Source organism: Paenibacillus sp. FSL k6-2145 (genome assembly GCF_037976585.1).
Taxonomy (GTDB): Bacteria; Bacillota; Bacilli; order Paenibacillales; family Paenibacillaceae; genus Paenibacillus.
The window spans coordinates 2,486,039-2,506,543 of the sequence record NZ_CP150267.1; the positions used below are offsets into that span (position 1 = coordinate 2,486,039).

Here is a 20,505-nt window from a genome sequence, read left to right on the forward strand (position 1 = left end):
CCAAGGAATTAGGGATATATAAGGGCCCTTAGCTCAGTTGGTTAGAGCGCACCTCTGATAAGGGTGAGGCCGGTGGTTCGAGTCCACCAGGGCCCATAGCAAGACCACAACAAAGAAATACACAGTGTATGGGGCCATAGCTCAGCTGGGAGAGCGCCTGCCTTGCAAGCAGGAGGTCAGCGGTTCGATCCCGCTTGGCTCCACCATTCCCTGATAGCTCAGTTGGTAGAGCACTCGACTGTTAATCGAGTTGTCACAGGTTCGAGCCCTGTTCGGGGAGCCATATGGAGAGGTGTCCGAGCTGGCCGAAGGAGCACGATTGGAAATCGTGTAGGCGTCACAAGCGTCTCGAGGGTTCGAATCCCTCTCTCTCCGCCAGATAATTTTTTTAGCAAGGCCCGTTGGTCAAGGGGTTAAGACACCTCCCTTTCACGGAGGTAACAGGGGTTCGAATCCCCTACGGGTCATAGCAATACCTATTGCTTCAACAAGAGATGAGAATCCCAAAGGTTCGTCGGAGGATGTACTTCGTTAGCAACAGCTTCGCAGTCTCGAACGAAGTGAGAGTATCCCCTACGGGTCATATTATGGAGGCTTAGCTCAGCTGGGAGAGCATCTGCCTTACAAGCAGAGGGTCGGGGGTTCGATCCCCTCAGCCTCCACCATATAACTTTATAACGACGCGGGGTGGAGCAGCCCGGTAGCTCGTCGGGCTCATAACCCGAAGGCCGCAGGTTCAAATCCTGCCCCCGCAATTATACTTTCCCTGAGAAAGTGATCTGGAACCGTGGTGTAGTTGGCCTAACATGCCTGCCTGTCACGCAGGAGATCGCGGGTTCGAATCCCGTCGGTTCCGCCATTTTTAATTAAATATACACCGTGCCGGTGTAGCTCAACTGGTAGAGCAACTGACTTGTAATCAGTAGGTTGGGGGTTCAAGTCCTCTCGCCGGCACCATTTTTAGTATTTACATCTGAATTTGTGATAGAATGTATATTATAGATGCAGTTGCTAATACTAAGATACTCTTAGTGGATGAATGGCTTACTCTATGGCGATCGTGGCGAAGTGGTTAACGCACCGGTTTGTGGATCCGGCATTCGGGGGTTCAATTCCCCTCGATCGCCCCATGATTTTTTAATGGGGATTAGCCAAGCGGTAAGGCAACGGACTTTGACTCCGTCATGCATAGGTTCAAATCCTATATCCCCAGCCATTTCATTACGAGTCATTAGCTCAGTTGGTAGAGCACCTGACTTTTAATCAGGGTGTCGAAGGTTCGAGCCCTTCATGACTCACCATTATATTTTGCGGTCGTGGCGGAATTGGCAGACGCGCACGGTTCAGGTCCGTGTGGGCTAACCCCCCGTGGAGGTTCGAGTCCTCTCGACCGCACCATATGTTTTGCGGAAGTGGCTCAGCGGTAGAGCATCGCCTTGCCAAGGCGAGGGTCGCGGGTTCGATTCCCGTCTTCCGCTCCAATATTTGCGCCCTTAGCTCAGCTGGATAGAGCGTTTGACTACGAATCAAAAGGCCGGGAGTTCGAATCTCTCAGGGCGCGCCATTATTCTCATAAGTATCGGGATGTAGCTCAGCTTGGTAGAGCACCTGGTTTGGGACCAGGGGGTCGCATGTTCAAATCGTGTCATCCCGATTTTTTTATTTTGCGGGTGTAGTTCAATGGTAGAACTTTAGCCTTCCAAGCTAATAGCGTGGGTTCGATTCCCATCACCCGCTTCCGAGTAACATACAGAAAAGCCTTTGCTTATAGCAAGGGTTTTTTTTTGCGTTAAAAAGAATAAGTGGATTCCTTTTAAAATAGAGTCAATTGTCATTTGATTAAGGATAGAATCTTTGTTTTAGTAAATAGAACAATTCGTATCTGATTTACCGTGTTTATTTATAAAGGAGGACAAACAGTAATGAAAAGAGCACTGGTCATTGGTGGAAACGGAACGCTAGGTAAAGCTGTTGTTGCGAAACTGAGAGATTATTCCGTTGAGGTTATTACAGCAGGTAGACAATCCGGGGATGTTCAGGTAGATATGACTTCGACAGAGAGTATTACTACCCTCTTTGAAACGGTGAGAAATATTGATTACGTCATTGTGGCGGCAGGTCAGACCCATTATGCGAAACTCGAAGAACTTACACCTGAGAACAATATGATTAGTGTGCAGGGTAAACTGCTTGGACAGGTTAATATCGTGTTGATTGGTCAGCACTATATTAATGACAAAGGGAGTTTCACGTTGGTCAGTGGCATAATACAAGACCACCCTATTGAGAAAGGCGCATCAAGTGCTATGGTCAATGGGGCCATTGATGCGTTTGCCAAAGCGGCAGCGTTTGAGTTGCCAAGAGGCATTCGTTTGAACTCAGTTAGTCCCAACTTGTTTGTAGAGTCGGCGGAGAAATATAAGGATTTCTTTATTGGATTTAATCCTGTACCTGTAGAGAAAGTGGCTAATACGTTTATCCAGAGTGCACTTGGGATCGAAACAGCCCAAAACTTTAAAATATATTAAAAGCCTGATGTGAATGAAGAATTACTGGAATGAAGAACTGCTGAATGAGACCATTTGGAATATTAAATATAAAGGAGATCCACCGAAAATCCGGTGAATCTCCTTTTGTTTGTTGTGGATGAAACAGAGGTATGTTTACTATTGTGAAGCAGGTAGTCCAAGAACTTCGAGCATTTCATTACGTTTGAGCGATTCGGCAATGGGGCCGTCAATAAGCCATTTCTTAGCATTGAGGACATAGACATGACCATTTTGAACAGCGGGTAGGCTTTTCCATACTTGGAGTTGCTGGATTTCGTTGAGTTCATCTTTTGTTTTTTGCAAAGCTTCAGCTGATCCATCTGAGCTAATGGACACAATGAACAGATAGTCTGCTTTGATTTCAGGCAAAAGCTCAACCGAGATACTGGCATTCATCCGATCTGGATTCTCAGCCTCGAGTTTGGTAACGAGAGCATCGGGAGTGAATCCAATTTCATAGCCCGCTCCTACATAACTAGAAGCTGGGAATGGCGTAGATGGAATGGACGAGAAGAACAAACGCATATCTTTCTCTTCCAGGCGCAGGAATGCAGCTGTTGGTTTGGTCTTGGTGATATCGGCTGCGAGTTTCTGAGCTTCAGTTACCTGATCTTTATTTTTTTGTAAAAGCTGTTCAGCCCGCTCTTCAATATCCAATGCAGTAGCTACCTGTACGATAGATTCCTGCCAATTACGGCGATCATAAGTGATCGTAGGCGCGATTTTCTCAAGTTGTTCGAGAATTTTGGCATCCAAACTGGCATTGGCAATAATGAGGTCCGGATTGGCGCTGACTACAGCTTCAAAATTGACACTTTCATTAATGGGTTCGACAGCCACGCCTTGGGCTTCAAGTTGCTCATTCAGGTAATCTTGGCGGCCAATAGGTGTAGCAAGTACCAGTGGTACCTCCAAGGAGAGGAGAATGTCCTCCATATTAATGGACACAATCCGTTCGGGATGTGCTGGGATTTCTTTGCTGCCACTGGCGCTCTCCACGGTTTTAGTAGTTGATTCAGTGGATGAGTCCCCATCTGTCCCCGCAGCTGATTTTACGCCATCTGCAGATGGCTGCGAAGTGCTTGCAGGTGTCTGTCCACACGCAACAAGTAACATGGCGAGTATGAACAGGATCCCCGTTATTTTGACATAATGCTGTTTGTACATCATAATCCCCCTGTGTTTCTAATGATATTGATTCTCAGTACACTTTATATTGTAGCGGTCTCATGTTGGGGGAGACATAGCCTTCTGTGCTATCCGGTCATGGATTAATGTGCTGAGTACCACCAAAAAGTTTCAGGGTTTCATCAATAATTTGATCATGGGCATATGGTGAATAATCCAACCAAGGCATTTCATCTAGCAGATATACATGCTGGTTCTGCACGGGCATCAATTGTTGCCATAGCTGAGTATGTTGTAGTTTATGCCAACGTTGCTGGGATTCTGAGTCCTGGTCCACAATCAGTAACATGCGATCTCCAACCATTTGAGGCAACTCCTGTTCATCCAATGCACGATAGACTTGCCCTGGAAGCAGATCGTGTGAAGGGGACACGCCCAGGTCGTTATATAGAACAGCGCCCCCATTGCGTCGCCCGTAGATTAACAGATGACCCATCATGATATGAATGATGGAGACCGTATCCTTTCCGATGAAATAAGTAAGCTGCTCTTTAGCATGGATTACCTTGTCATCATACTGCTCCAACCACTGCTGAGCATTCTGTTGCTGTCCCACAATGGAGGCAACTTGTACGAAGTGTTCCCGCCAGCTCAATCCTTTCCATGGGATAACGATGGTAGGAGCAATTCGCTGCAGCGTTCTTTTTAACGTATGGGCTTCGTACTCATTACAGATTATGAGATCCGGGCGCGCTTGTATCAACAACTCAACGTTGGTTTGCCAGATATGAGGATTCATGCGTTTGCTACGTCCCAGATGATAAGGGATATTGGAGAAAAACAGATTCCTGTGTTGATCCCGTCGGTTATCGATCAATGCCGCATGGGGGATGATCTGTAATGCTAGCAGATGGCCAGTGGTTCCGAAGGAGAGAGCAGCAATTTTACTGCGTTTCTGCCGTTGATAGGTAGAGGGAGACACGCCAACATATTTTTTGAATTTGCGACTAAAGTAAAACTCGTCCTGAAAACCAACCTGTGAGGCGATATGTTTGATGGTTTGGCCGGGGACGAGCAGCATCTCTTTGGCCCTGTCCATGCGGATGTTATTCACGTACTCCATGGGACTGATGCCAGTACGGTTTTTGAATACCCGCGAATAGTGCCATACACTCATACCTGCCACACCGGCAAGAACTTCACGAGAAAGATGCTCAGCATATCCAAGCTCAATAAGTTCAAGCGTTTGATCCAAAGCAGAGGTGTGTTCGGAATCTCCTACTGTGCTTTCTTTGGGAGGAGCATACACATGGGTCAACAATTCATGCATCAAAGTCTGAATACGAAATGGACGATTTTCTTGAGGTACAGAGATGCATTCATGGAGCTGTGAGGCAATTCTGGTACATTCCTGAAAAAGTTCATGCGGTAATTCATCGGCATAAGACGAACGAAGTAACCCTTTTTGGTAAATCTCCATTACAGTAGAGCCGGAAGTAGCTTTATTGATTTCGGAGAGAGGCTTCAACATATCAAAATATATTGCGATGCCCTGTAAAGGATGAACCTCATCCGGTGTATATTCTATCGCTGTTCCTGGCAGGATCAGATACATTTTGCCGAGTGTGGCATGATTCAGCCTGTGCCCAATACGGATATCGGCCTCACCACCAGTACAGATGAGCAGAAGATGTGAGTCCGCTAATACGAATGGGGGAAGAAAAGACGCTTGATTGAGAACTTCGGATGTCTTGAATCTTGCATATAGGTCACGGGTATGGTCACCGTTAGATATCAGTGGAAAGACTTGCAAAGTCACCAGAATCCCTCCTTAACTTGCAGTAGTAACATTACATATGATGTATTTGAGAATCATTATCAATTATCGCATATTGTCATACAAATAAGAAGTCCATATGATAATATGAGATGATATAGCGAATTCTGATCATTGAACCACGTAATTCTCTACTATAAATTGAATTGATATAGGTTACCGAGTTGTAGAATAGCCAATACATAGTGCCCATCATCCAAACTGTTGAGCGAATAACCAGTAAAATCTCAACCGATGTTAATTGTAGAATTACTTAAATAACAGATCATTTAATTCACTACGCAAAAAAAGACAAGGCCTCTCCTACGATGTCCGCAGGAAGAGGAACTTGTCTTTTTTGTTAGAGCTAGCAATTAGTATCTTTCCAGAATCGTCTGTGTTTTCAAGCCATCAGCCGGAATCAGCCAGTTGTTGTTCTCCAGCAATTGCAGCAGTTGGGTACGGAGTCCGGATACGGCTACAGCATCATCGGTTTTGAAAGAGACCTCTACGATATTCTCAATACCTGTACCTGCTGCGTCACGGATCGGCCATACTTCGAGTGTAAGCTCTTGACCATTCCATGTACCTTCATATCGTTGGAACGTTATCGGACCATATGCACGGGATTGAGTCAGTTGCTGCTTGCCCCAGTTGGAGGAAGTCCAGTTTTTCAATTTGCCCGGAAGCTTGTCCAGTAACATGTTCAAGGCTTCTTGTTGCGAAGGAAGTTGGACTCCTGTCGCTTTGGTATCGACTTTTTTGGTGTTGGAGAAGCTCAGCGTCTGTTTGCCGTATCCCCAATCAATTTCAGCCTCGTAGTTATCATCTGATTTATCAAAACCCTCTTGGTTAGCCAGAGTCAGCGCTGCGTTGATATCGCCATTGATCACAGGGTAGCGTTTTTTATAAGTCAATTCGTAGTTATTCTTGTCATCCTTTTTGCGAAAACGAACGTTCCATCCTTGTTGATCCAATCCGAGAGCATTGGTGTCGAAGTACTCTACGTTAATGTTTCTTGGCGTGGAACTCAGGCCGAGTGTCTGAATCACTTCACTGCGTGGTGTCCCATCTGTATTCAATACAAGTTCCGGCTTGGCCAGAAACTTTACTTCATAAGCAGGAACGGCATTGGCAGCAGCTGAAGCCTGGGGTGCTCCCAGAAATGTCATTCCACTTCCCAATGTTACGATGCTCAGCATCAATGAGGCGGTTACCTTTTTCCACTTTTTCAAAACCAATCACTCTCCTAATCTGGATTAACGTACAGATCCCACTTTATCGCCCGAATATATGAAAGCGATTAACGGGGAGCGCACATTGCGTTAACCCTGCATAGATTTGATGAATGGCAAACGATAGTTTATAGCGGATCAAGGCAATCAGCCATGGAAAATGGGGAAGCCGTGACTCACCTCTCGCAGCACTTCTTTGAAGCGGTTTACCTGAACTGAAGGGTGGCGGTCCTTGTTATGTACGGTGTATATATGGCGTGGTGCCTGCTCTCCGGGAATGGGAAGAACTTGAATGAGCCCGTGCTGTTCCTCCCACTGTACCGCCATCCGAGACATGAATGAGACATGCCCCCCGATTAACACGAGCTGTTTGATCGCTTCCAGGGAATCCATCTCCACCGTACTCCGCAAACGAATGTCATGTTGCGCAAGCCATTGATTGGTTAACCGACGAGTACTGGATTCATTGCCATGTAAAGCAAAAGGAATCTGTGCGATATGATCAGGTGTTAATGCATCCTTCTGGGCCAACCCATGTTGCGGAGAACAGATCAATACCAGGTCGTCTTCACACAACGTCTCAGCTTGCAGTGCGGGTCCAACAAATGGCTCGGAAGAGATCACCCCCAGATCAATCTGATGCCTAATTAACATTTCGCGAATAACAGGTGATGGTTTGACGGATAAGACGATACGAATGCCCGGGAATTCCTGCGAAAAGGTATTGAGTATGGTGGGCAGCAAATATGTAGCCGGTACATAGCTTGCTCCAATGTGCAGGGTGCCCCGATAGAGACTGTCATATTCCTTTACGACCCGTCGTGCCTCTTGGGTCAGAGCATTGATTTTGACGGAATAATGGAGCAGAGCTTGTCCAGCCTCGGTTAGAAAGGTCTTTCCACTGCGCGATTCAAATAATCGCACACCCATCTCTTCCTCCAATGACTTCATATGAAATGTAACGGTAGGTTGCTTGATCCCCAGTAACTCGGCCACGCTTGTCATGTGATGATGCTTGTCGATCAGCTCAACAATTTGCAATTTGATCAGATTCAATGTTCCAACACTCCTTTCACTTCTACTAGCCCCAATATATAAGATGATCTAATGTTTTTCATAAAGACGGAGAGTACAGAACCAATCTGAAGAAGCGGAGCCAAAAGCTTTCTGGAAGAAAGCTGCTTCGGAAGCATATGCTTCGCCTTTATCCCCGGATTTCTCCCTTCATAAAGGGAATATAAGAAATCTGGGGATAACAGCGATCGGAAGATGGTGCTGTAATCGGAGCGACAAAATGAAAATTAATTTAATTCACCTACTATAGATTTAATCTATGAACATCAACAGAATTCATCTAAAAAGTTAATTCCAATTTTACATACAAGACATACAACTCGCGAAAGCGGACGTTAGACTGAGAACAGTGCAAGAGATCAAGTAACAGAAGACAGGCAGGGATATGCTTATGAAATTAGAGATGACAGGAATTCAAAAATCATTCAATCAAACACCCGCGCTGCTGCCGACAGATCTAACGCTTGAACATGGAAAGTTCACGACCCTGCTCGGCCCATCGGGCTGTGGCAAAACAACACTGCTCCGCATGTTGGCCGGGCTGGAACAGCCGGACGCGGGAGAGATTCGTGCAGATGGTCAGTGTATCTACTCTGCGGCGAAGCGGATTGATATACCAACACACAAGCGTAATCTGGGCATGGTGTTTCAGGATTTTGCATTATGGCCGCATATGACCGTATACGAAAATGTAGCGTTTGGCCTGAAGGCCGGAAAACAGAAATCTGATCTCCGGCAAAAGGTGAATGAAGCACTTGGTATGGTTCGCCTGCAAGGCATGGAAGATCGATATCCTCATCAGCTATCTGGTGGACAGCAGCAACGGGTTGCTTTTGCCAGAGCCGTAGCGGTCAGACCTGGTGTGATCCTGTTTGATGAGCCACTGAGTGCACTGGATGCTGTACTCCGGGAAGAGATGCGGATTGAGATGATGTCGCTGGTTCGGGACATGGGGCTGACTGCGCTGTACGTCACACATGATCAGATTGAAGCGATGTCGATGTCGGATGAGATTGTGGTGATGCAGAAGGGTCGGATATTGCAAAAGGGAAGTCCGGAAACGATATATTCGGCGCCGAGTGATCCATATGTCGCTTCGTTTATCGGAAAGTCCAACTGGCTCACGCCTAATCAATCGATGGTGCGACCAGAGCATGTCACTTGGAACAAAACAGGCCATGATGATCTGTGTTATCCGGGGACGGTACTTAGTGTCAGCTATGTAGGTGAGCGCTATGAAGTACGAGTGCAGATGGAAGGGCTGGGCGTATGGACAGCCTATATGAACCAAAGAGTGCGCGTAGGGGAGCGGGTGCAGCTCTATGTAACCCCTGAGCGGATATGCCGAATGGACGGTTATGACCACCCGAGTATGAAGCAGAACGAAGCGATCGCAGTGGCATATTAAATTGTTGAACAAGCACGCAGTTGGAAGCAGAAGTACACATTTTTTTATAAGAAACCAGGGGAGATGGACGAATATGTTGGGTATGAAGACACGGAAAAAGAGCGCAATGCTGTTATTAACAGCGGTAATGAGTATCAGTTTGTTCGGATGTAGTACAGGGAACACAACCACAGGCAATGCGGCACAACCCGCGGGTGAGGGAAACACAGCAGCAGCGGCGGAAACAACGAAACCGGCTGGTGGCAAGTTGGTCTTGTACAGTGCTGGCCCACAGAAGCTGGCGGATAACATCGTGAGTGGATTTACGGACAAAACGGGGATTGAAGTTGAGATGTTCCAGGGAACGACAGGCAAAATTCTGGCTCGTATGGAAGCAGAGAAGTCCAATCCGGTTGCAGACGTTGTAATTCTAGCCTCTTTACCTTCAGCACAGGCTTTGAAAGCAGACGGACTGACCATGTCTTACCCTGAAGCAGCCAATGCAGACAAGCTGAACAAGGATTGGTCGGATGCAGAGGGCAACTATTTCAGCAGCAGTGCTTCCGCACTAGGGATTGTGTATAACACTAAACTGGTATCTACACCACCAACAAGTTGGGCAGAGCTGGCTACGCCTGCGTGGAAAGATGCAGTGAACATTCCCGACCCTACATTATCAGGTTCAGCACTCGACTTCATCACAGGGTACCTGAGTGCAAATGGTGAAAAAGGATGGGATCTGCTGAGTGCCTATAAAGCCAATGGTGTAGCGATGGCAGGTGCCAATCAGGAAGCACTTGATCCAGTCATTACGGGTGCCAAAAGCATCGTAGCGGCAGGTGTGGACTACATGGCGTATTCCTCCAAAGCAAAAGGTGAACCACTGGATATCGTATATCCTGAGGAAGGCACGGTAATCAGCCCAAGACCGGCAGCGATTCTGAAATCCAGTCCAAATGTAGAGAATGCCAAAGCGTTCATTGACTACCTGTTGTCCGATGAAGCTCAGAAGCTCGTTGCAGATGCCTATCTGATTCCGGGCCGCGAAGACATTGAAGCGACTAACCGTGCCAATGTGAAGGATATTCCACAGCTTAAAGTGGACTGGAACTGGATGAGCGAACATGGCGAAGAGACAGCGGCGCGTTTTTCCGAGACTTTTAAATAATAGGATAGAGACAACTAGGCAAAAGGAATACCTGCTGTCTGTGGAAAGTCATGTGAGGTGAACGTAGTGAAACCTGTTGGAATGGACAACAACCGAATTTTTCGGAGAGTGGGCGTGATTCTGGCCCTCTTTCTGCTGACCATAAGCATTGGTGTACCGCTCTTGCTGATCTTCTGGCAAAGTGTGTATCCGGATGGACAATGGGACTGGATGGCTCCGATTCGCACGATTACCGGTCATCATCTATCGGGTGTATTGCTGAATTCCGTCTGGCTTGGTATCTGCGTTGTAGCAGTAACCACGCTGCTGGCGCTACCGCTGGCTTGGATGATGGCGAAGACTCGGATGGGCGAACATCGCTGGGTGGATGTAATCCTGATGATTCCGTTCATGACCCCGCCGTATATCGGATCGATGGGCTGGATTCTGTTTATGCAAAAAGGGGGATATCTCCAGCAATGGGTGCCCTCATCTGCGGGCTGGAGTGAGCTGTTCTTCAGCTTCTGGGGCATGGTGCTCATCATGAGCTTGCACCTGTTCCCGTTCCTGTATCTGCTGCTTCGAGATGCGTTGATCCGCATCGGTGGCAATCTGGAAGAAGCGGGAGCTGTGCACGGTGCACGTGCAGGTTACCGTTTCAGACGTATTATTTTACCCTTATTGTTGTCGTCTTACGGCATGGGGATCATGCTGGTCTTTGTCAAAACGATTGCGGAATTCGGAACACCGGCAACCTTCGGGCGCAAGATTGGCTACTATGTTATGACCTCCGAAATTCATAAGTACATCTCCAGTTGGCCGATTGACTTCGGCAAGGCGACTTCGCTGGCATCGGTGCTGCTGTCCGTCTGTCTGGTGATGTGGTATATGCAGTCTGCCATGAGCCGGAAGTTCACGTATCGTCTGGTTGGTGGCAAAGGGCAACGTTCGAAGCGATATTCTCTTCGTGGCGGGGCTGGATGGTTATGCGGGGCGTATCTTGCAATCCTGTTGATCCTGTCGGTAGGTATTCCGTATTTCTCCATCATCGCCGCTTCGACCATGAAGTTACGGGGATCGGGAATTGCTTTTGATAATCTCACCTTGGATCATTACAAGGAGCTGTTATCTTGGGGATCGGTGAGTATGAAGGCCATCGGGAACAGTCTGGGATTATCCCTCGCGGCTTCAACCGTTGCTGTTATTATCGGTACGGGTTTTGCTCTCGCGATTGGCAGATCATCTTCATTCATGCAGCGTGTGATTGACCTGTTCAGTCTGTTGCCTAATACGGTGCCGGGCATCGTGATGGTCGTGGGTCTGATTCTTTTCTGGAACTCACCCTGGATGCCAGTCACGTTGTATAACACCTACGGCATGGTAGTGCTCACGTACGTTGTTCTCTTCTTGCCTTACACCGTGCAGTATGTAAAATCGAGCTTTATCCAGATTGACGGAACATTGTTCCAGGCTGGGCAAGTGTTTGGCGGGAAACCGCTGTATATTCTGCGGCGAATCCTGATCCCGCTAATCCTGCCCGGCATGCTGGCCGGCTGGATGATGACCTTTACGATTGCTACCCGGGAGCTGGTAGGTTCGTTGTTGATTCTTCCGCCGTCGATGCAGACGTCGGCTACGTATATTTTTGCCCAGTTCGAACAAGGTCAGGTATCACTCGGAATGGCGATGGCCGTTGTAACTGTAGGCATGACGGTGCTGATGCTGCTGGGAATCGAACTGCTGAATTCAAAGAGAAAGTGGAATGCATCATGATCAAACTGAACGTATGGGGCGGTGCAGGGGAACATGGACGTTCCGCCTATCTCCTGAGCGGGAGCCGGTTCCGCCTTTTGCTGGATTGTGGTGTCAAAAAAGAAGGCAAAGGCCAGTATCCGCTGATCGATCCGGAGATTGTCCCACAACTGGACGCGGTGTTTTTGTCCCACGCCCATGAGGATCATTCGGTCGCCATCCCTTTGCTGTATAAGATGGGCTACCAGGGTGAAGTGTGGACGACTAGAGAGACGAGGGCGCAGCTGCGTACGTATTTTGCCAACTGGCGTAGGTTTGTAGAGCGTATAGGCGAAGAACTTCCTTATGATGAAGTAGATGAGCAGGCTATTCGTTATCGGTATCTGGAAGATGAGGTCGTATCCCAAACCTGGTTTGAACCTTTTCCCGAAGTAAAAGTGATGTGGGGCCGGAGTGGACATCTGGCTGGATCGGTGTGGTTTGGGGTTGAAATGGAAGGTAAGCGGATTTTTTATTCCGGGGACTACACGTCCGAATCGCTGCTTTTACAGGCGGATTGTCCAGCGAAGGCGTTCTGGCAGACAAACATGCTTCGTGAGAATCCTGTGTTCGATGCTCCGAGCAGCGAACGGTGGGGTACGGAGGAACTAATCGCCATAAATAGTGGGAAAAAGACTGGAGAATTCATAACGTCACAAGATCAGACATCTGTTGCATCAGAGGCATCGTCAAGAACACTTGTATCCATGGAGATACCCATGAAGCAGGGAAATTTCACATCGAACGGAGCAGATGGAGCAGTCAGAGCAGACAGAGCAAACGTAGCAGACGCTGCGCCAATATCTTCTCTCGGGCTAGTGGATCTGGCGATCGTTGATGCTGCCTACGGTACGGACGAGGATACACAGGCCGACAAACTGGAACAGCTTAAACGAGCCATTCGCCAGACGATTGCTCAAGGCGGAAAGGTGCTCTTACCCATGCCTGTCGTAGGTCGTGGACAGGAGATCATACTGTGGGCACAGCAACAATTCCCGGCTATCCCAATCGTAGTGGAACACGGGCTGGTAGACGGCATGAAGCAGCTTATGCATGTTCCGTATTGGTTGAGGGAGAAGGGAGAGCATGTCATCGGAAGTTCGTTGAAAGACAAAATTGATGGCTTTCTGACTGGACGAGGATGGGATCTGCCTACGACCACCCAAGAGCGGGAACAACTGTTGGAACATCATGCTGCTTCGCTATGGTTCATTCCGGACGGCATGATGCAGTCCTCGCTTGCCCGTTGGTATTATAGTCAATTATCGGACAGGGAGGAGAATCTGATTCTGCTCACCGGGCATGTTGCTCATGGTACATTTGCTGATAAGCTGCTACGGGTTCCTGACAATTATGGAGTGTGTGTGGTGCGGAAAATACGTTATAAAGTGCATCAGGGCTGGAAGGATGTTGAACGGATGCTGCATCAGGTTCCAGCAAGGCATACGGTCCTTGTGCATACTGACCGGGCAGAGACGGACCGTTTAAAAGAAGGTTTGCTCAGAAATAGCCCGTCACCGGGAACAGTTATACATTCACTGTCTGCTGGTGACGAGCTATATGTGTGAATTGTGCATGAATCGAATTGATGCGCCAGATTGGAACGTCCCTGGGACGTTCTTTTTCCATTGTTGTGTGATCTTTAGGGTTCGCGATGAATAGGGTGTTCCAGTTCGGCATGGCCCATCAAACTATCAACGGCTTCACCATCCACCAGTATATCCAGGCTGTTCACTTCATCAAATTGAAACATCGTTGTAGTTAAAGCTTCCAATGCGAGCAATTCTCCACTGGTACCGAGATTGGCTTCAGCGGGGATATGAACATCCAAAGTCACTGTACCCTCAACATATTGGATAGAGAGCAATTCCACCTGCTCCCAGAGGGAAACAAGCTCCGAATCGGTGTTCGTTTGCAACGCTGCAAATGTTTTTTCATATTTTTCGGAATCATCCTTGTATTCAATTTCCTGCTCTGTTTTCTCAAGCTCAAGTACCTGAGAGTCTGCCAAATATACATCGACGACTTGTGTATTCATTGTGCCCAGATCCACCTCCGTTTCGGATGGGTTTGGTGCCTGCACCTGTCCTCCCTGAACAGCAGGTTCATTTGAACCGGATTGGCTCACTGGCTTCTGGGCACATCCAACTCCGATAAGGATCAAGCATGATAATATAAGTGCACAACCTAACTTCTTATTCAAAGAATCACTTCCTTCATCTGATTTATTTGATGATTTATAGGCCCAAATACTCCTTGATTCCATCGGCTATCGCTTGAGCGGCTTTCATCTGAACAACTTCGGACGACATCAGTTCTTCATCGAGTACATTACTCAAGAATCCCACTTCCAAAAGCACTGCAGGCATGGTCGTGTCTCGGATTACTTCCAAGTTGCCATTTTTCACACCACGATCTCTGAGACCCATGGCTTTCACCAAACGTTGATGAATGATAGTAGCTAATTCCTTGCTGTTACTGCGTTGATAATAATATGTCTCTGTACCTGTGGCTTGGGGGGCGGACTTCACACTATTGCCATGGATAGATACAAATACATCTGCATTTAATTGATTGGCGAGCTGAACACGCTCAGGACGGGTCGGATAGGTATCACCTTCACGAGTCATCACCAATTCGATATTAGGTTCATTGAGCAACAGGGCTTGTACTTTGTGAGCCAATGCCAGGTTGTATTCTTTTTCGGGTTTGTTCGTGATGCTGATCGTCCCCGGGTCACTGCCACCGTGTCCTGGATCGATGACCACGACCTTGCGTCCTGAATCGCCTACTGGAGTGACTGGAGCAGGTGTGACATTGTCTCCCGCAACATTCAGATCAATAATCAGTTTATCGGCAATGATGTTCTGGCTGTACTGGACATCCTTCACATTATTCAATTCTACGACAATGCGAACTTGCGCCGGATCTCGTTTGAACAGCGAATATCTCACTTCTGTCACATTGGGATAACCGCTCACATCCAACTTGCCATTGAGTCCTTGATCCAGCGGTTGGGAGATATCACCAAAGGTTGCTCCAGGCAAGTCCACAACCAAACGATCAGGGTACTTGAGGGTCGTTACTACCGGCTGAACGGCCCCATCCGTGGATAAAACGAGCTGATTGTTGGCAAATTGGATATCGGTAACCTTAGCGGTAGACGTTGAATCCCCTTTTCCAGAACTGTTGCCTGGGTCGATAGCAGGTCCCTTACTGGTGTTTGTTAAGTATACGATCTTGTCTTGATTGTTCCATCTTACCTTAAGCCCCATTTGTTCACTGACAAATCGAATGGGCACCACCAGCGTTTTGTTCAAAATTTGCGGTGCTGTGTTCAAAGTGACTTGTTTGTCAGCAACCATGGCTTGCTTTTGATCCACGGTTAGGGAAATCGTCTGTTGATCTTGCTGAATTTTTACAGTGCGTGCTTGTTGGTTCCAATCGACTTTGAATTTCAAATTTTCGGCAACGACACGAATCGGGATCATCACGTTTTTATTGATAATCGTCACCTGTACATCACTTGGGAGGACTAATTCCTCTCCATCCATAAAGATTTTTGACGTGCTTGCAGCGGCATTTCCCTGATTAGGGAGCAAAAAGAGTAAGAACAGGCTCAGAAACAATAGTAAAATGGTTTTCTTCATTATGCACCTCGACTAGTATTAGATCTATATATGACTACCAAAATATACCTACATATTATAAACGGTAAAAATGTAAAAATGTTTCTCTTCTGATATCTAATTATCAATTGATGGAGGAAAACGTGATGTGTGATCGTAAATGGGATGAATATCTCTCTTTTTATTTTCAATAATGTAATTAAATTTCATATAATGTTTGACTTGTGAAATTTAATATCATATACTGGGTGAAATTATGGCAGGATGACGTGTTCATCGGGTCTTGCAGGAGGTTGGAAGTGGATGGATACAGGCAGCTATCCGATGTGGGAGAAGTATCGTTTGAAGCAGGAGCATCTGGTCATCGGACTAATGTCAGGAACGTCACTTGATGGAACAGATGCGGCACTGGTGCGTATTCAAACCGATATGAGCAGGGCAATACAGCAGATCGAGCTGGTTGATTTCGTCTGTGTGCCGTATTCGAATGGATTGAGAGACGTACTGATCCGGTTATGTTCACCGGGGACGGCGCGTGTCGACGAGCTGACAGCCGCGCATTTTGGTGTATCGGAGTGGTATGCGCATAGCGTTACGGAACTGATGCGGTCTGCCGGTATCTCAACGCAGCAGGTGGATGTGATTAGCATGCATGGACAGACGGTATGGCATGCTCCTGTAGCCTCTGCATTTCCAGGGCCAACGGGAGCCAGTATTGATGTGGTATCGACATTGCAGATCGGTGAATGTGCTGTCGTTCGAGAACGGACAGGACTGCCAGTGATTGGTAACCTGCGTGCAAGGGATATGGCCGCTGGTGGGGAAGGTGCCCCGCTTACGCCTTATGCGGATGCTCTGATGTTCCGTATCCCGACGGAAGGACGGCTGGTGCAGAATATCGGCGGCATTGGCAATGTGACGGTGCTTCCCTCCGAGTCATCTACCGAAGGTATTTCGGCATTTGATACGGGACCGGGCAATATGGTGATGGACGCCATTGTGCGGCAGGCAACGGATGGACGGCAGCATTATGATCCGAATGGAAGTATTGCCGCACAGGGGAAGGTGGATCAGCGTCTGGTAGAACTGTGTTTGGAGGAGGAGTATTTCAAAAGACTTCCGCCGAAAAGTACCGGGCGAGAAGTATATGGAGCCGCGTATGCAGTGAGACTGATGGAGATGGCCGCAGCGCGTTCCTTATCCCTTGAAGATACGCTGGCTACTGCCACCTGTCTGACCGCGGAAACCATCGTGCGTGCAGTGAAGGATTTTATTCTGCCCAAGGTGCAAATATCGGCCATGCTCGCGTGCGGTGGTGGCACTTCCAATGCCACGTTAATGGAGATGATCCGTCAGAGACTACCGAAGGATATCCGTTTGGAACGAACAGCAGATTATGGCGTACCTGATGATGCTCGGGAAGCCATTGGATTTGCTCTACTTGGCCATGAGGCACTTATGGGCAGAACCAATACACTCCCGGCCGTAACCGGCGCGAAACACGCCGTAATCTCAGGCAATCTCACACTCTAGTGAGGCCTGACTTTAATTGGAGTTCAGTTATGGAAGGGCGAGGAATTCGATTAGACGCGAGTGGAATTATAAGATAAAATGCTTGTACATGAATGCAGTACGGAAAGGAGGAGCGAATGGAAGGCATGAAAGGTGGACTTGTGCGTTTACGCGCATTAATGGATGACTTGACTCCGTCCGAACGGAAGATCGGAGCTTATATTCTCGATCACCCGCAAGAAACTGTTCAATCCTCGGTGGCCCAGTTGTCTGAACGGAGTGGAGGCAGCCCAGCTGCCATTATCCGTCTCTGCAAATCACTGGGTGTAACGGGTTTTCAGGAGCTGAAGCTGAAGATTGCCGGAGATTTGCAGACGAGTGAGCCATATCAATATACGGAGATTCGTCCCCAGGACTCCATGGAGAGCATTATTCAGCATGTGTCCGCAAACAATATTCAGTCGGTGAAGGATACGGTTCATATTCTGGACCCACGTCTGGTGGAAAAAGCTGTGGACGTGCTTCATCAGGCGAACCGGATCTTTTTCTATGGAGTAGGGGCCTCCAACCTGATTGCGCTGGATGCACATTACAAGTTCATGCGAATCAATCGCACAAGCTTTTCGTTCGCCGATCCGCATATGCAGATTTCGTCCGCAACGACGCTTCGTGAGGATGATGCGGTTGTATGTATCTCGTATTCAGGGGAGACGTCGAACGTAATCTCCTGTCTTAAGCATGCTCAAGATGGCGGTGCAGCGACAATCAGCATTACCAAGTGGGGCAGTAATACACTCAGTAGTATGGCGGATGTACCCCTGATGATTACTTCCACCGAAAGTGATATTCGGAGCGGAGCAACTTCGTCACGGATTGCACAGTTGAACGTGATCGATATTTTGTATCTAGCGATTGCCAGTCGGGATTACAACCAGTCGGTGGAATATTTGGAAAAGAGTCGACAGGCTATTCTGGAGCACAAGTGAAGTAGAACCATATGAATCCCTTTCTGATTATGCAGGAGGGGATTTTTTGACGATTATATCCGCTTTTAGTATAAAAAAATCAAAAAAAGAGCCCAGACTAATATCGGGCTCCTCTCTTTCAACCTCTAGAAATATCCCACTGTACGGCTCAGGAAGGCCCCGCAATGGCGCTACGGACAAATCCGTCAGCCAGATCAAGTCTGTGCTGGGCTTCCGTTGCGTCCACGCCTGCCATCAGCATGACGATTGCCGTTTTTACATGACCGTCTGCACCGGTAAAAGCCTCTTCAATATCGGCTTCATTCGCTCCGGTTGCCAGATGGATCATGCGTTTGGCCCGATGGACAAGCTTCTCGTTCGAAGGGTTCAGATCAACCATGAAATTACGGTAAACCTTGCCCAGACGAATCATGGCGGTAGTGGTGAGCATGTTCAGAATCATTTTCTGGGCGCTGCCTGCCTTCATACGTGTTGAACCCATGACAACCTCTGGGCCGACAACAGCCTCAATGCTCACATCAGCCAACAGGGTCATCGGCGTGCCTGCATTATTACTCAGGCTGATCACCGTAGCCCCGATCTCCTTGGCGTGTCTCATCGCACCCAGCACATACGGAGTTCGTCCACTGGCTGCAATGCCAACCACGACATCGTTTTTGTCTAAGCCATGTTCATCAAGGTCCGCAGCTCCCAACTCCTCATTATCTTCAGCACCTTCAACCGGGTCCTTCACTGCCCGGAATCCCCCTGCAATAATACCCTGCACCATGGAGGGCGGGGTTCCGTAGGTAGGCGGGCATTCCGAAGCGTCAAGTATTCCTAATCGTCCACTGGTTCCTGCGCCTACATAAAAAAGCCTGCCGCCAGACTGAAACGCCTTCAAGATCCGATCCGCAGCCTGAGCAATGACCGGAATTAGGGGCTGAATGAGCTCCGCAATCCGTTGATCTTCCTTATTAATTAGCTCCATAATTTCTGCCGAAGGCAATTCATCTATATGATCCGTTAGTGGATTGGGTTGTTCTGTTATTAGTGAATTCAGCATGTGATTCATCTGTATGGCCTCCTTCTCTCTTTTAAAATGATTCATTCAGGGAACAGCGTTTTCTTGCCAGTTGTGCTGCGCCAACCGCTGGAGCGGGGGCATCTTCACGATATACAAAGTCCAACTCTCCATAATATCCCGATAACTTCTGAATAAATGTATTTCGGAAAAGTGCAGCGTATCGAAAAAGTGATCCGGACAGGACAACCTGAGTGGATGCAAATTCCCGATGACGGGCAATCAGCGCCTTGGCGGTATCCGCCAATTGGGAGGCTTCGTCGATGATCAGTGCCCGGGCGGCCTCATCTCCGAGTTCAGCTGCTTCTATAGCTAAGCGGGCGATGGATGCGGTCTCGGTTTTGCCCCAATCCGTCTGATACACCCGTGTCTTTAGCTCCGATATATCCCGAAGGTTCAGTTTCTTTAGAAGAAGCGGGGTTAAACGGGTTGGAGGAAGAACACCGTCATAACTCTGCATAACCACTTGGAGTGCACGCTGCCCAATACGATAGCCGCTCCCCTCATCTCCGAGCAGGTGACCCCAGCCTCCTGCACGGTATCGCTCGCCTTCCCGCGTAAATCCGTACACGATGGACCCTGTTCCAGAGATGCATAATACACCGTGCGTATGTCCGAGAGAGGCCATCAGAGCAATCTCTCCTTCGGATACAACCCAGACTGGACAACCTTCTGATGCCTGTCGATTACGACTCTTCATATAGTTATTTACTGCTTTGGCTATAAGTTGCCGCTCTTGGATCGTATCTACACCTGACATACCAAGGCATATACCCTCACAATTTGTCGATAAATCACTTATTAGATTAAATAGCTGTTCCAGCACTCGTTGCAGTTCGGAAATGGCCTGTTCAGTTGATACGCTGTGAGGATTCGTGGGACCGCCGCTGAGTCGGGCGAGAATTTCACCAGATTCAGAAATGATTGCTGCATCAGTATTGGTACCGCCTCCATCTACGCCTACATACACTCGCAAAGTGGCTCACCTCGCTTGCTTTGGTTTTCTTTTTACATAGTATAGTTGGATGAAAAGAAAAAGTAAAATTAAATTTTATAACAAAAAATAATGTTGAATTTTTATTTTACAACTCATATAATGAATTCAATCTACAATTTTGGAAGGAATCAATACTGTTGATGTCAATTAAGTTGACGTTAATATTGCATTTAAGAGATTTAGCCTGCGAT

Annotated in this window: 15 protein-coding genes and 17 tRNA genes; 24 read left to right on the forward strand and 8 right to left on the reverse strand. The window is 47.8% G+C overall.

Going from position 1 to position 20,505, the window contains the following annotated elements:
- Positions 1–22: 22 nt before the first annotated feature.
- The 18 genes from NZ043_RS11040 (at position 23) to NZ043_RS11125 (ending at position 2,528) form a co-directional block, all read left to right on the forward strand.
- Positions 23–96 (forward strand) — tRNA-Ile (locus tag NZ043_RS11040).
- Between the two features lie 34 nt (positions 97–130).
- A tRNA-Ala gene (locus NZ043_RS11045) sits at positions 131–206 on the forward strand.
- Between the two features lies 1 nt (position 207).
- Positions 208–283 (forward strand) — tRNA-Asn (locus NZ043_RS11050).
- Positions 284–286: 3 nt separating this feature from the next.
- Positions 287–378, forward strand: a tRNA-Ser gene (locus NZ043_RS11055).
- Between the two features lie 17 nt (positions 379–395).
- Positions 396–467, forward strand: a tRNA-Glu gene (locus NZ043_RS11060).
- A 122-nt stretch (positions 468–589) separates the two neighbouring features.
- Positions 590–665 (forward strand) — tRNA-Val (locus NZ043_RS11065).
- Between the two features lie 16 nt (positions 666–681).
- Positions 682–755: transfer RNA gene (locus NZ043_RS11070), tRNA-Met, on the forward strand.
- A 26-nt stretch (positions 756–781) separates the two neighbouring features.
- Positions 782–859 (forward strand) — tRNA-Asp (locus tag NZ043_RS11075).
- A gap of 22 nt (positions 860–881) precedes the next feature.
- Positions 882–957 (forward strand) — tRNA-Thr (locus NZ043_RS11080).
- Positions 958–1,054: 97 nt separating this feature from the next.
- Positions 1,055–1,130, forward strand: a tRNA-His gene (locus NZ043_RS11085).
- A gap of 11 nt (positions 1,131–1,141) precedes the next feature.
- Positions 1,142–1,216, forward strand: a tRNA-Gln gene (locus NZ043_RS11090).
- A 9-nt stretch (positions 1,217–1,225) separates the two neighbouring features.
- A tRNA-Lys gene (locus tag NZ043_RS11095) sits at positions 1,226–1,301 on the forward strand.
- A 9-nt stretch (positions 1,302–1,310) separates the two neighbouring features.
- Positions 1,311–1,398: transfer RNA gene (locus NZ043_RS11100), tRNA-Leu, on the forward strand.
- A gap of 8 nt (positions 1,399–1,406) precedes the next feature.
- A tRNA-Gly gene (locus NZ043_RS11105) sits at positions 1,407–1,481 on the forward strand.
- Between the two features lie 6 nt (positions 1,482–1,487).
- Positions 1,488–1,564: transfer RNA gene (locus tag NZ043_RS11110), tRNA-Arg, on the forward strand.
- Positions 1,565–1,580: 16 nt separating this feature from the next.
- Positions 1,581–1,654, forward strand: a tRNA-Pro gene (locus tag NZ043_RS11115).
- A 12-nt stretch (positions 1,655–1,666) separates the two neighbouring features.
- Positions 1,667–1,737: transfer RNA gene (locus tag NZ043_RS11120), tRNA-Gly, on the forward strand.
- Positions 1,738–1,922: 185 nt separating this feature from the next.
- A complete protein-coding gene (locus NZ043_RS11125; protein WP_133387007.1) occupies positions 1,923–2,528 on the forward strand; it encodes a short chain dehydrogenase in 606 nt (201 codons plus the stop codon).
- 138 nt (positions 2,529–2,666) lie between these two features.
- On the opposite strand, the gene NZ043_RS11130 is transcribed toward NZ043_RS11125, so the two are convergent.
- The 4 genes from NZ043_RS11130 to NZ043_RS11145 all read right to left on the reverse strand — a co-directional run bounded on the left by NZ043_RS11130 (position 2,667) and on the right by NZ043_RS11145 (position 7,784).
- A complete protein-coding gene (locus tag NZ043_RS11130; RefSeq protein ID WP_091038010.1) occupies positions 2,667–3,719 on the reverse strand; it encodes an ABC transporter substrate-binding protein in 1,053 nt (350 codons plus the stop codon).
- 94 nt (positions 3,720–3,813) lie between these two features.
- Entirely contained in the window at positions 3,814–5,496 is a 1,683-nt protein-coding gene (locus NZ043_RS11135; RefSeq protein WP_339311790.1) for a helix-turn-helix domain-containing protein, read from the reverse strand.
- Positions 5,497–5,867: 371 nt separating this feature from the next.
- A complete protein-coding gene (locus NZ043_RS11140) occupies positions 5,868–6,728 on the reverse strand; it encodes a hypothetical protein (RefSeq protein WP_091038015.1) in 861 nt (286 codons plus the stop codon).
- A 147-nt stretch (positions 6,729–6,875) separates the two neighbouring features.
- Positions 6,876–7,784, reverse strand: a complete 909-nt coding sequence (locus NZ043_RS11145) for a LysR family transcriptional regulator (RefSeq protein WP_076253950.1) — start codon at positions 7,782–7,784, stop codon at positions 6,876–6,878.
- A gap of 409 nt (positions 7,785–8,193) precedes the next feature.
- Here NZ043_RS11145 and NZ043_RS11150 point away from each other — a divergent pair, with 409 nt between their 5' ends.
- The 4 genes from NZ043_RS11150 to NZ043_RS11165 all read left to right on the forward strand — a co-directional run bounded on the left by NZ043_RS11150 (position 8,194) and on the right by NZ043_RS11165 (position 13,695).
- Positions 8,194–9,210 (forward strand): ABC transporter ATP-binding protein, encoded by a 1,017-nt coding sequence (locus NZ043_RS11150; protein WP_047840482.1) that lies wholly within the window; start codon positions 8,194–8,196, stop codon positions 9,208–9,210.
- A 73-nt stretch (positions 9,211–9,283) separates the two neighbouring features.
- Positions 9,284–10,357, forward strand: a complete 1,074-nt coding sequence (locus NZ043_RS11155) for an ABC transporter substrate-binding protein (RefSeq protein ID WP_339311795.1) — start codon at positions 9,284–9,286, stop codon at positions 10,355–10,357.
- An 81-nt stretch (positions 10,358–10,438) separates the two neighbouring features.
- The gene (locus NZ043_RS11160; protein WP_339312713.1) at positions 10,439–12,109 is read left to right on the forward strand and encodes an iron ABC transporter permease; all 1,671 of its coding nucleotides are present in this window, start codon (positions 10,439–10,441) and stop codon (positions 12,107–12,109) included.
- On the forward strand, positions 12,106–13,695 hold the full coding sequence (locus tag NZ043_RS11165; protein WP_339311797.1) for an MBL fold metallo-hydrolase: 1,590 nt from the start codon (positions 12,106–12,108) through the stop codon (positions 13,693–13,695). The genes NZ043_RS11160 and NZ043_RS11165 overlap by 4 nt, the downstream gene beginning before the upstream one ends.
- Positions 13,696–13,769: 74 nt before the next feature.
- Here NZ043_RS11165 and NZ043_RS11170 read toward each other — a convergent pair whose 3' ends face one another.
- Positions 13,770–14,330 (reverse strand): GerMN domain-containing protein, encoded by a 561-nt coding sequence (locus NZ043_RS11170; protein ID WP_289390900.1) that lies wholly within the window; start codon positions 14,328–14,330, stop codon positions 13,770–13,772.
- A gap of 34 nt (positions 14,331–14,364) precedes the next feature.
- Positions 14,365–15,777 (reverse strand): N-acetylmuramoyl-L-alanine amidase family protein, encoded by a 1,413-nt coding sequence (locus NZ043_RS11175; protein ID WP_133386998.1) that lies wholly within the window; start codon positions 15,775–15,777, stop codon positions 14,365–14,367.
- A 282-nt stretch (positions 15,778–16,059) separates the two neighbouring features.
- Here NZ043_RS11175 and NZ043_RS11180 point away from each other — a divergent pair, with 282 nt between their 5' ends.
- Together NZ043_RS11180 and NZ043_RS11185 are read left to right on the forward strand one after the other, a co-directional pair.
- Positions 16,060–17,289, forward strand: a complete 1,230-nt coding sequence (locus NZ043_RS11180) for an anhydro-N-acetylmuramic acid kinase (RefSeq protein ID WP_339311800.1) — start codon at positions 16,060–16,062, stop codon at positions 17,287–17,289.
- A 125-nt stretch (positions 17,290–17,414) separates the two neighbouring features.
- Positions 17,415–18,254 carry a MurR/RpiR family transcriptional regulator gene (locus NZ043_RS11185; RefSeq protein ID WP_339312715.1) on the forward strand — a complete coding sequence of 280 codons (840 nt, stop codon included), beginning with the start codon at positions 17,415–17,417 and terminating at the stop codon, positions 18,252–18,254.
- A gap of 148 nt (positions 18,255–18,402) precedes the next feature.
- Here NZ043_RS11185 and murQ read toward each other — a convergent pair whose 3' ends face one another.
- Together murQ and NZ043_RS11195 are read right to left on the reverse strand one after the other, a co-directional pair.
- A complete protein-coding gene (gene murQ, locus NZ043_RS11190; RefSeq protein WP_091038024.1) occupies positions 18,403–19,308 on the reverse strand; it encodes an N-acetylmuramic acid 6-phosphate etherase in 906 nt (301 codons plus the stop codon).
- A gap of 22 nt (positions 19,309–19,330) precedes the next feature.
- Positions 19,331–20,287 (reverse strand): BadF/BadG/BcrA/BcrD ATPase family protein, encoded by a 957-nt coding sequence (locus NZ043_RS11195; RefSeq protein ID WP_339312717.1) that lies wholly within the window; start codon positions 20,285–20,287, stop codon positions 19,331–19,333.
- Positions 20,288–20,505: the final 218 nt, after the last annotated feature.

What these genes read in the sequence shown, in the direction of transcription:
- NZ043_RS11125 (WP_133387007.1), top strand. Translation starts at nt 1,923, where the DNA reads ATGAAAAGAGCACTGGTCATTGGTGGAAACGGAACGCTAGGTAAAGCT.
- NZ043_RS11130 (WP_091038010.1), bottom strand. Translation starts at nt 3,719, where the DNA reads ATGATGTACAAACAGCATTATGTCAAAATAACGGGGATCCTGTTCATA.
- NZ043_RS11150 (WP_047840482.1), top strand. Translation starts at nt 8,194, where the DNA reads ATGAAATTAGAGATGACAGGAATTCAAAAATCATTCAATCAAACACCC.
- NZ043_RS11155 (WP_339311795.1), top strand. Translation starts at nt 9,284, where the DNA reads ATGTTGGGTATGAAGACACGGAAAAAGAGCGCAATGCTGTTATTAACA.
- NZ043_RS11160 (WP_339312713.1), top strand. Translation starts at nt 10,439, where the DNA reads ATGGACAACAACCGAATTTTTCGGAGAGTGGGCGTGATTCTGGCCCTC.
- NZ043_RS11165 (WP_339311797.1), top strand. Translation starts at nt 12,106, where the DNA reads ATGATCAAACTGAACGTATGGGGCGGTGCAGGGGAACATGGACGTTCC.
- NZ043_RS11175 (WP_133386998.1), bottom strand. Translation starts at nt 15,777, where the DNA reads ATGAAGAAAACCATTTTACTATTGTTTCTGAGCCTGTTCTTACTCTTT.
- NZ043_RS11180 (WP_339311800.1), top strand. Translation starts at nt 16,060, where the DNA reads ATGGATACAGGCAGCTATCCGATGTGGGAGAAGTATCGTTTGAAGCAG.
- NZ043_RS11185 (WP_339312715.1), top strand. Translation starts at nt 17,415, where the DNA reads ATGAAAGGTGGACTTGTGCGTTTACGCGCATTAATGGATGACTTGACT.
- murQ (WP_091038024.1), bottom strand. Translation starts at nt 19,308, where the DNA reads ATGAATCACATGCTGAATTCACTAATAACAGAACAACCCAATCCACTA.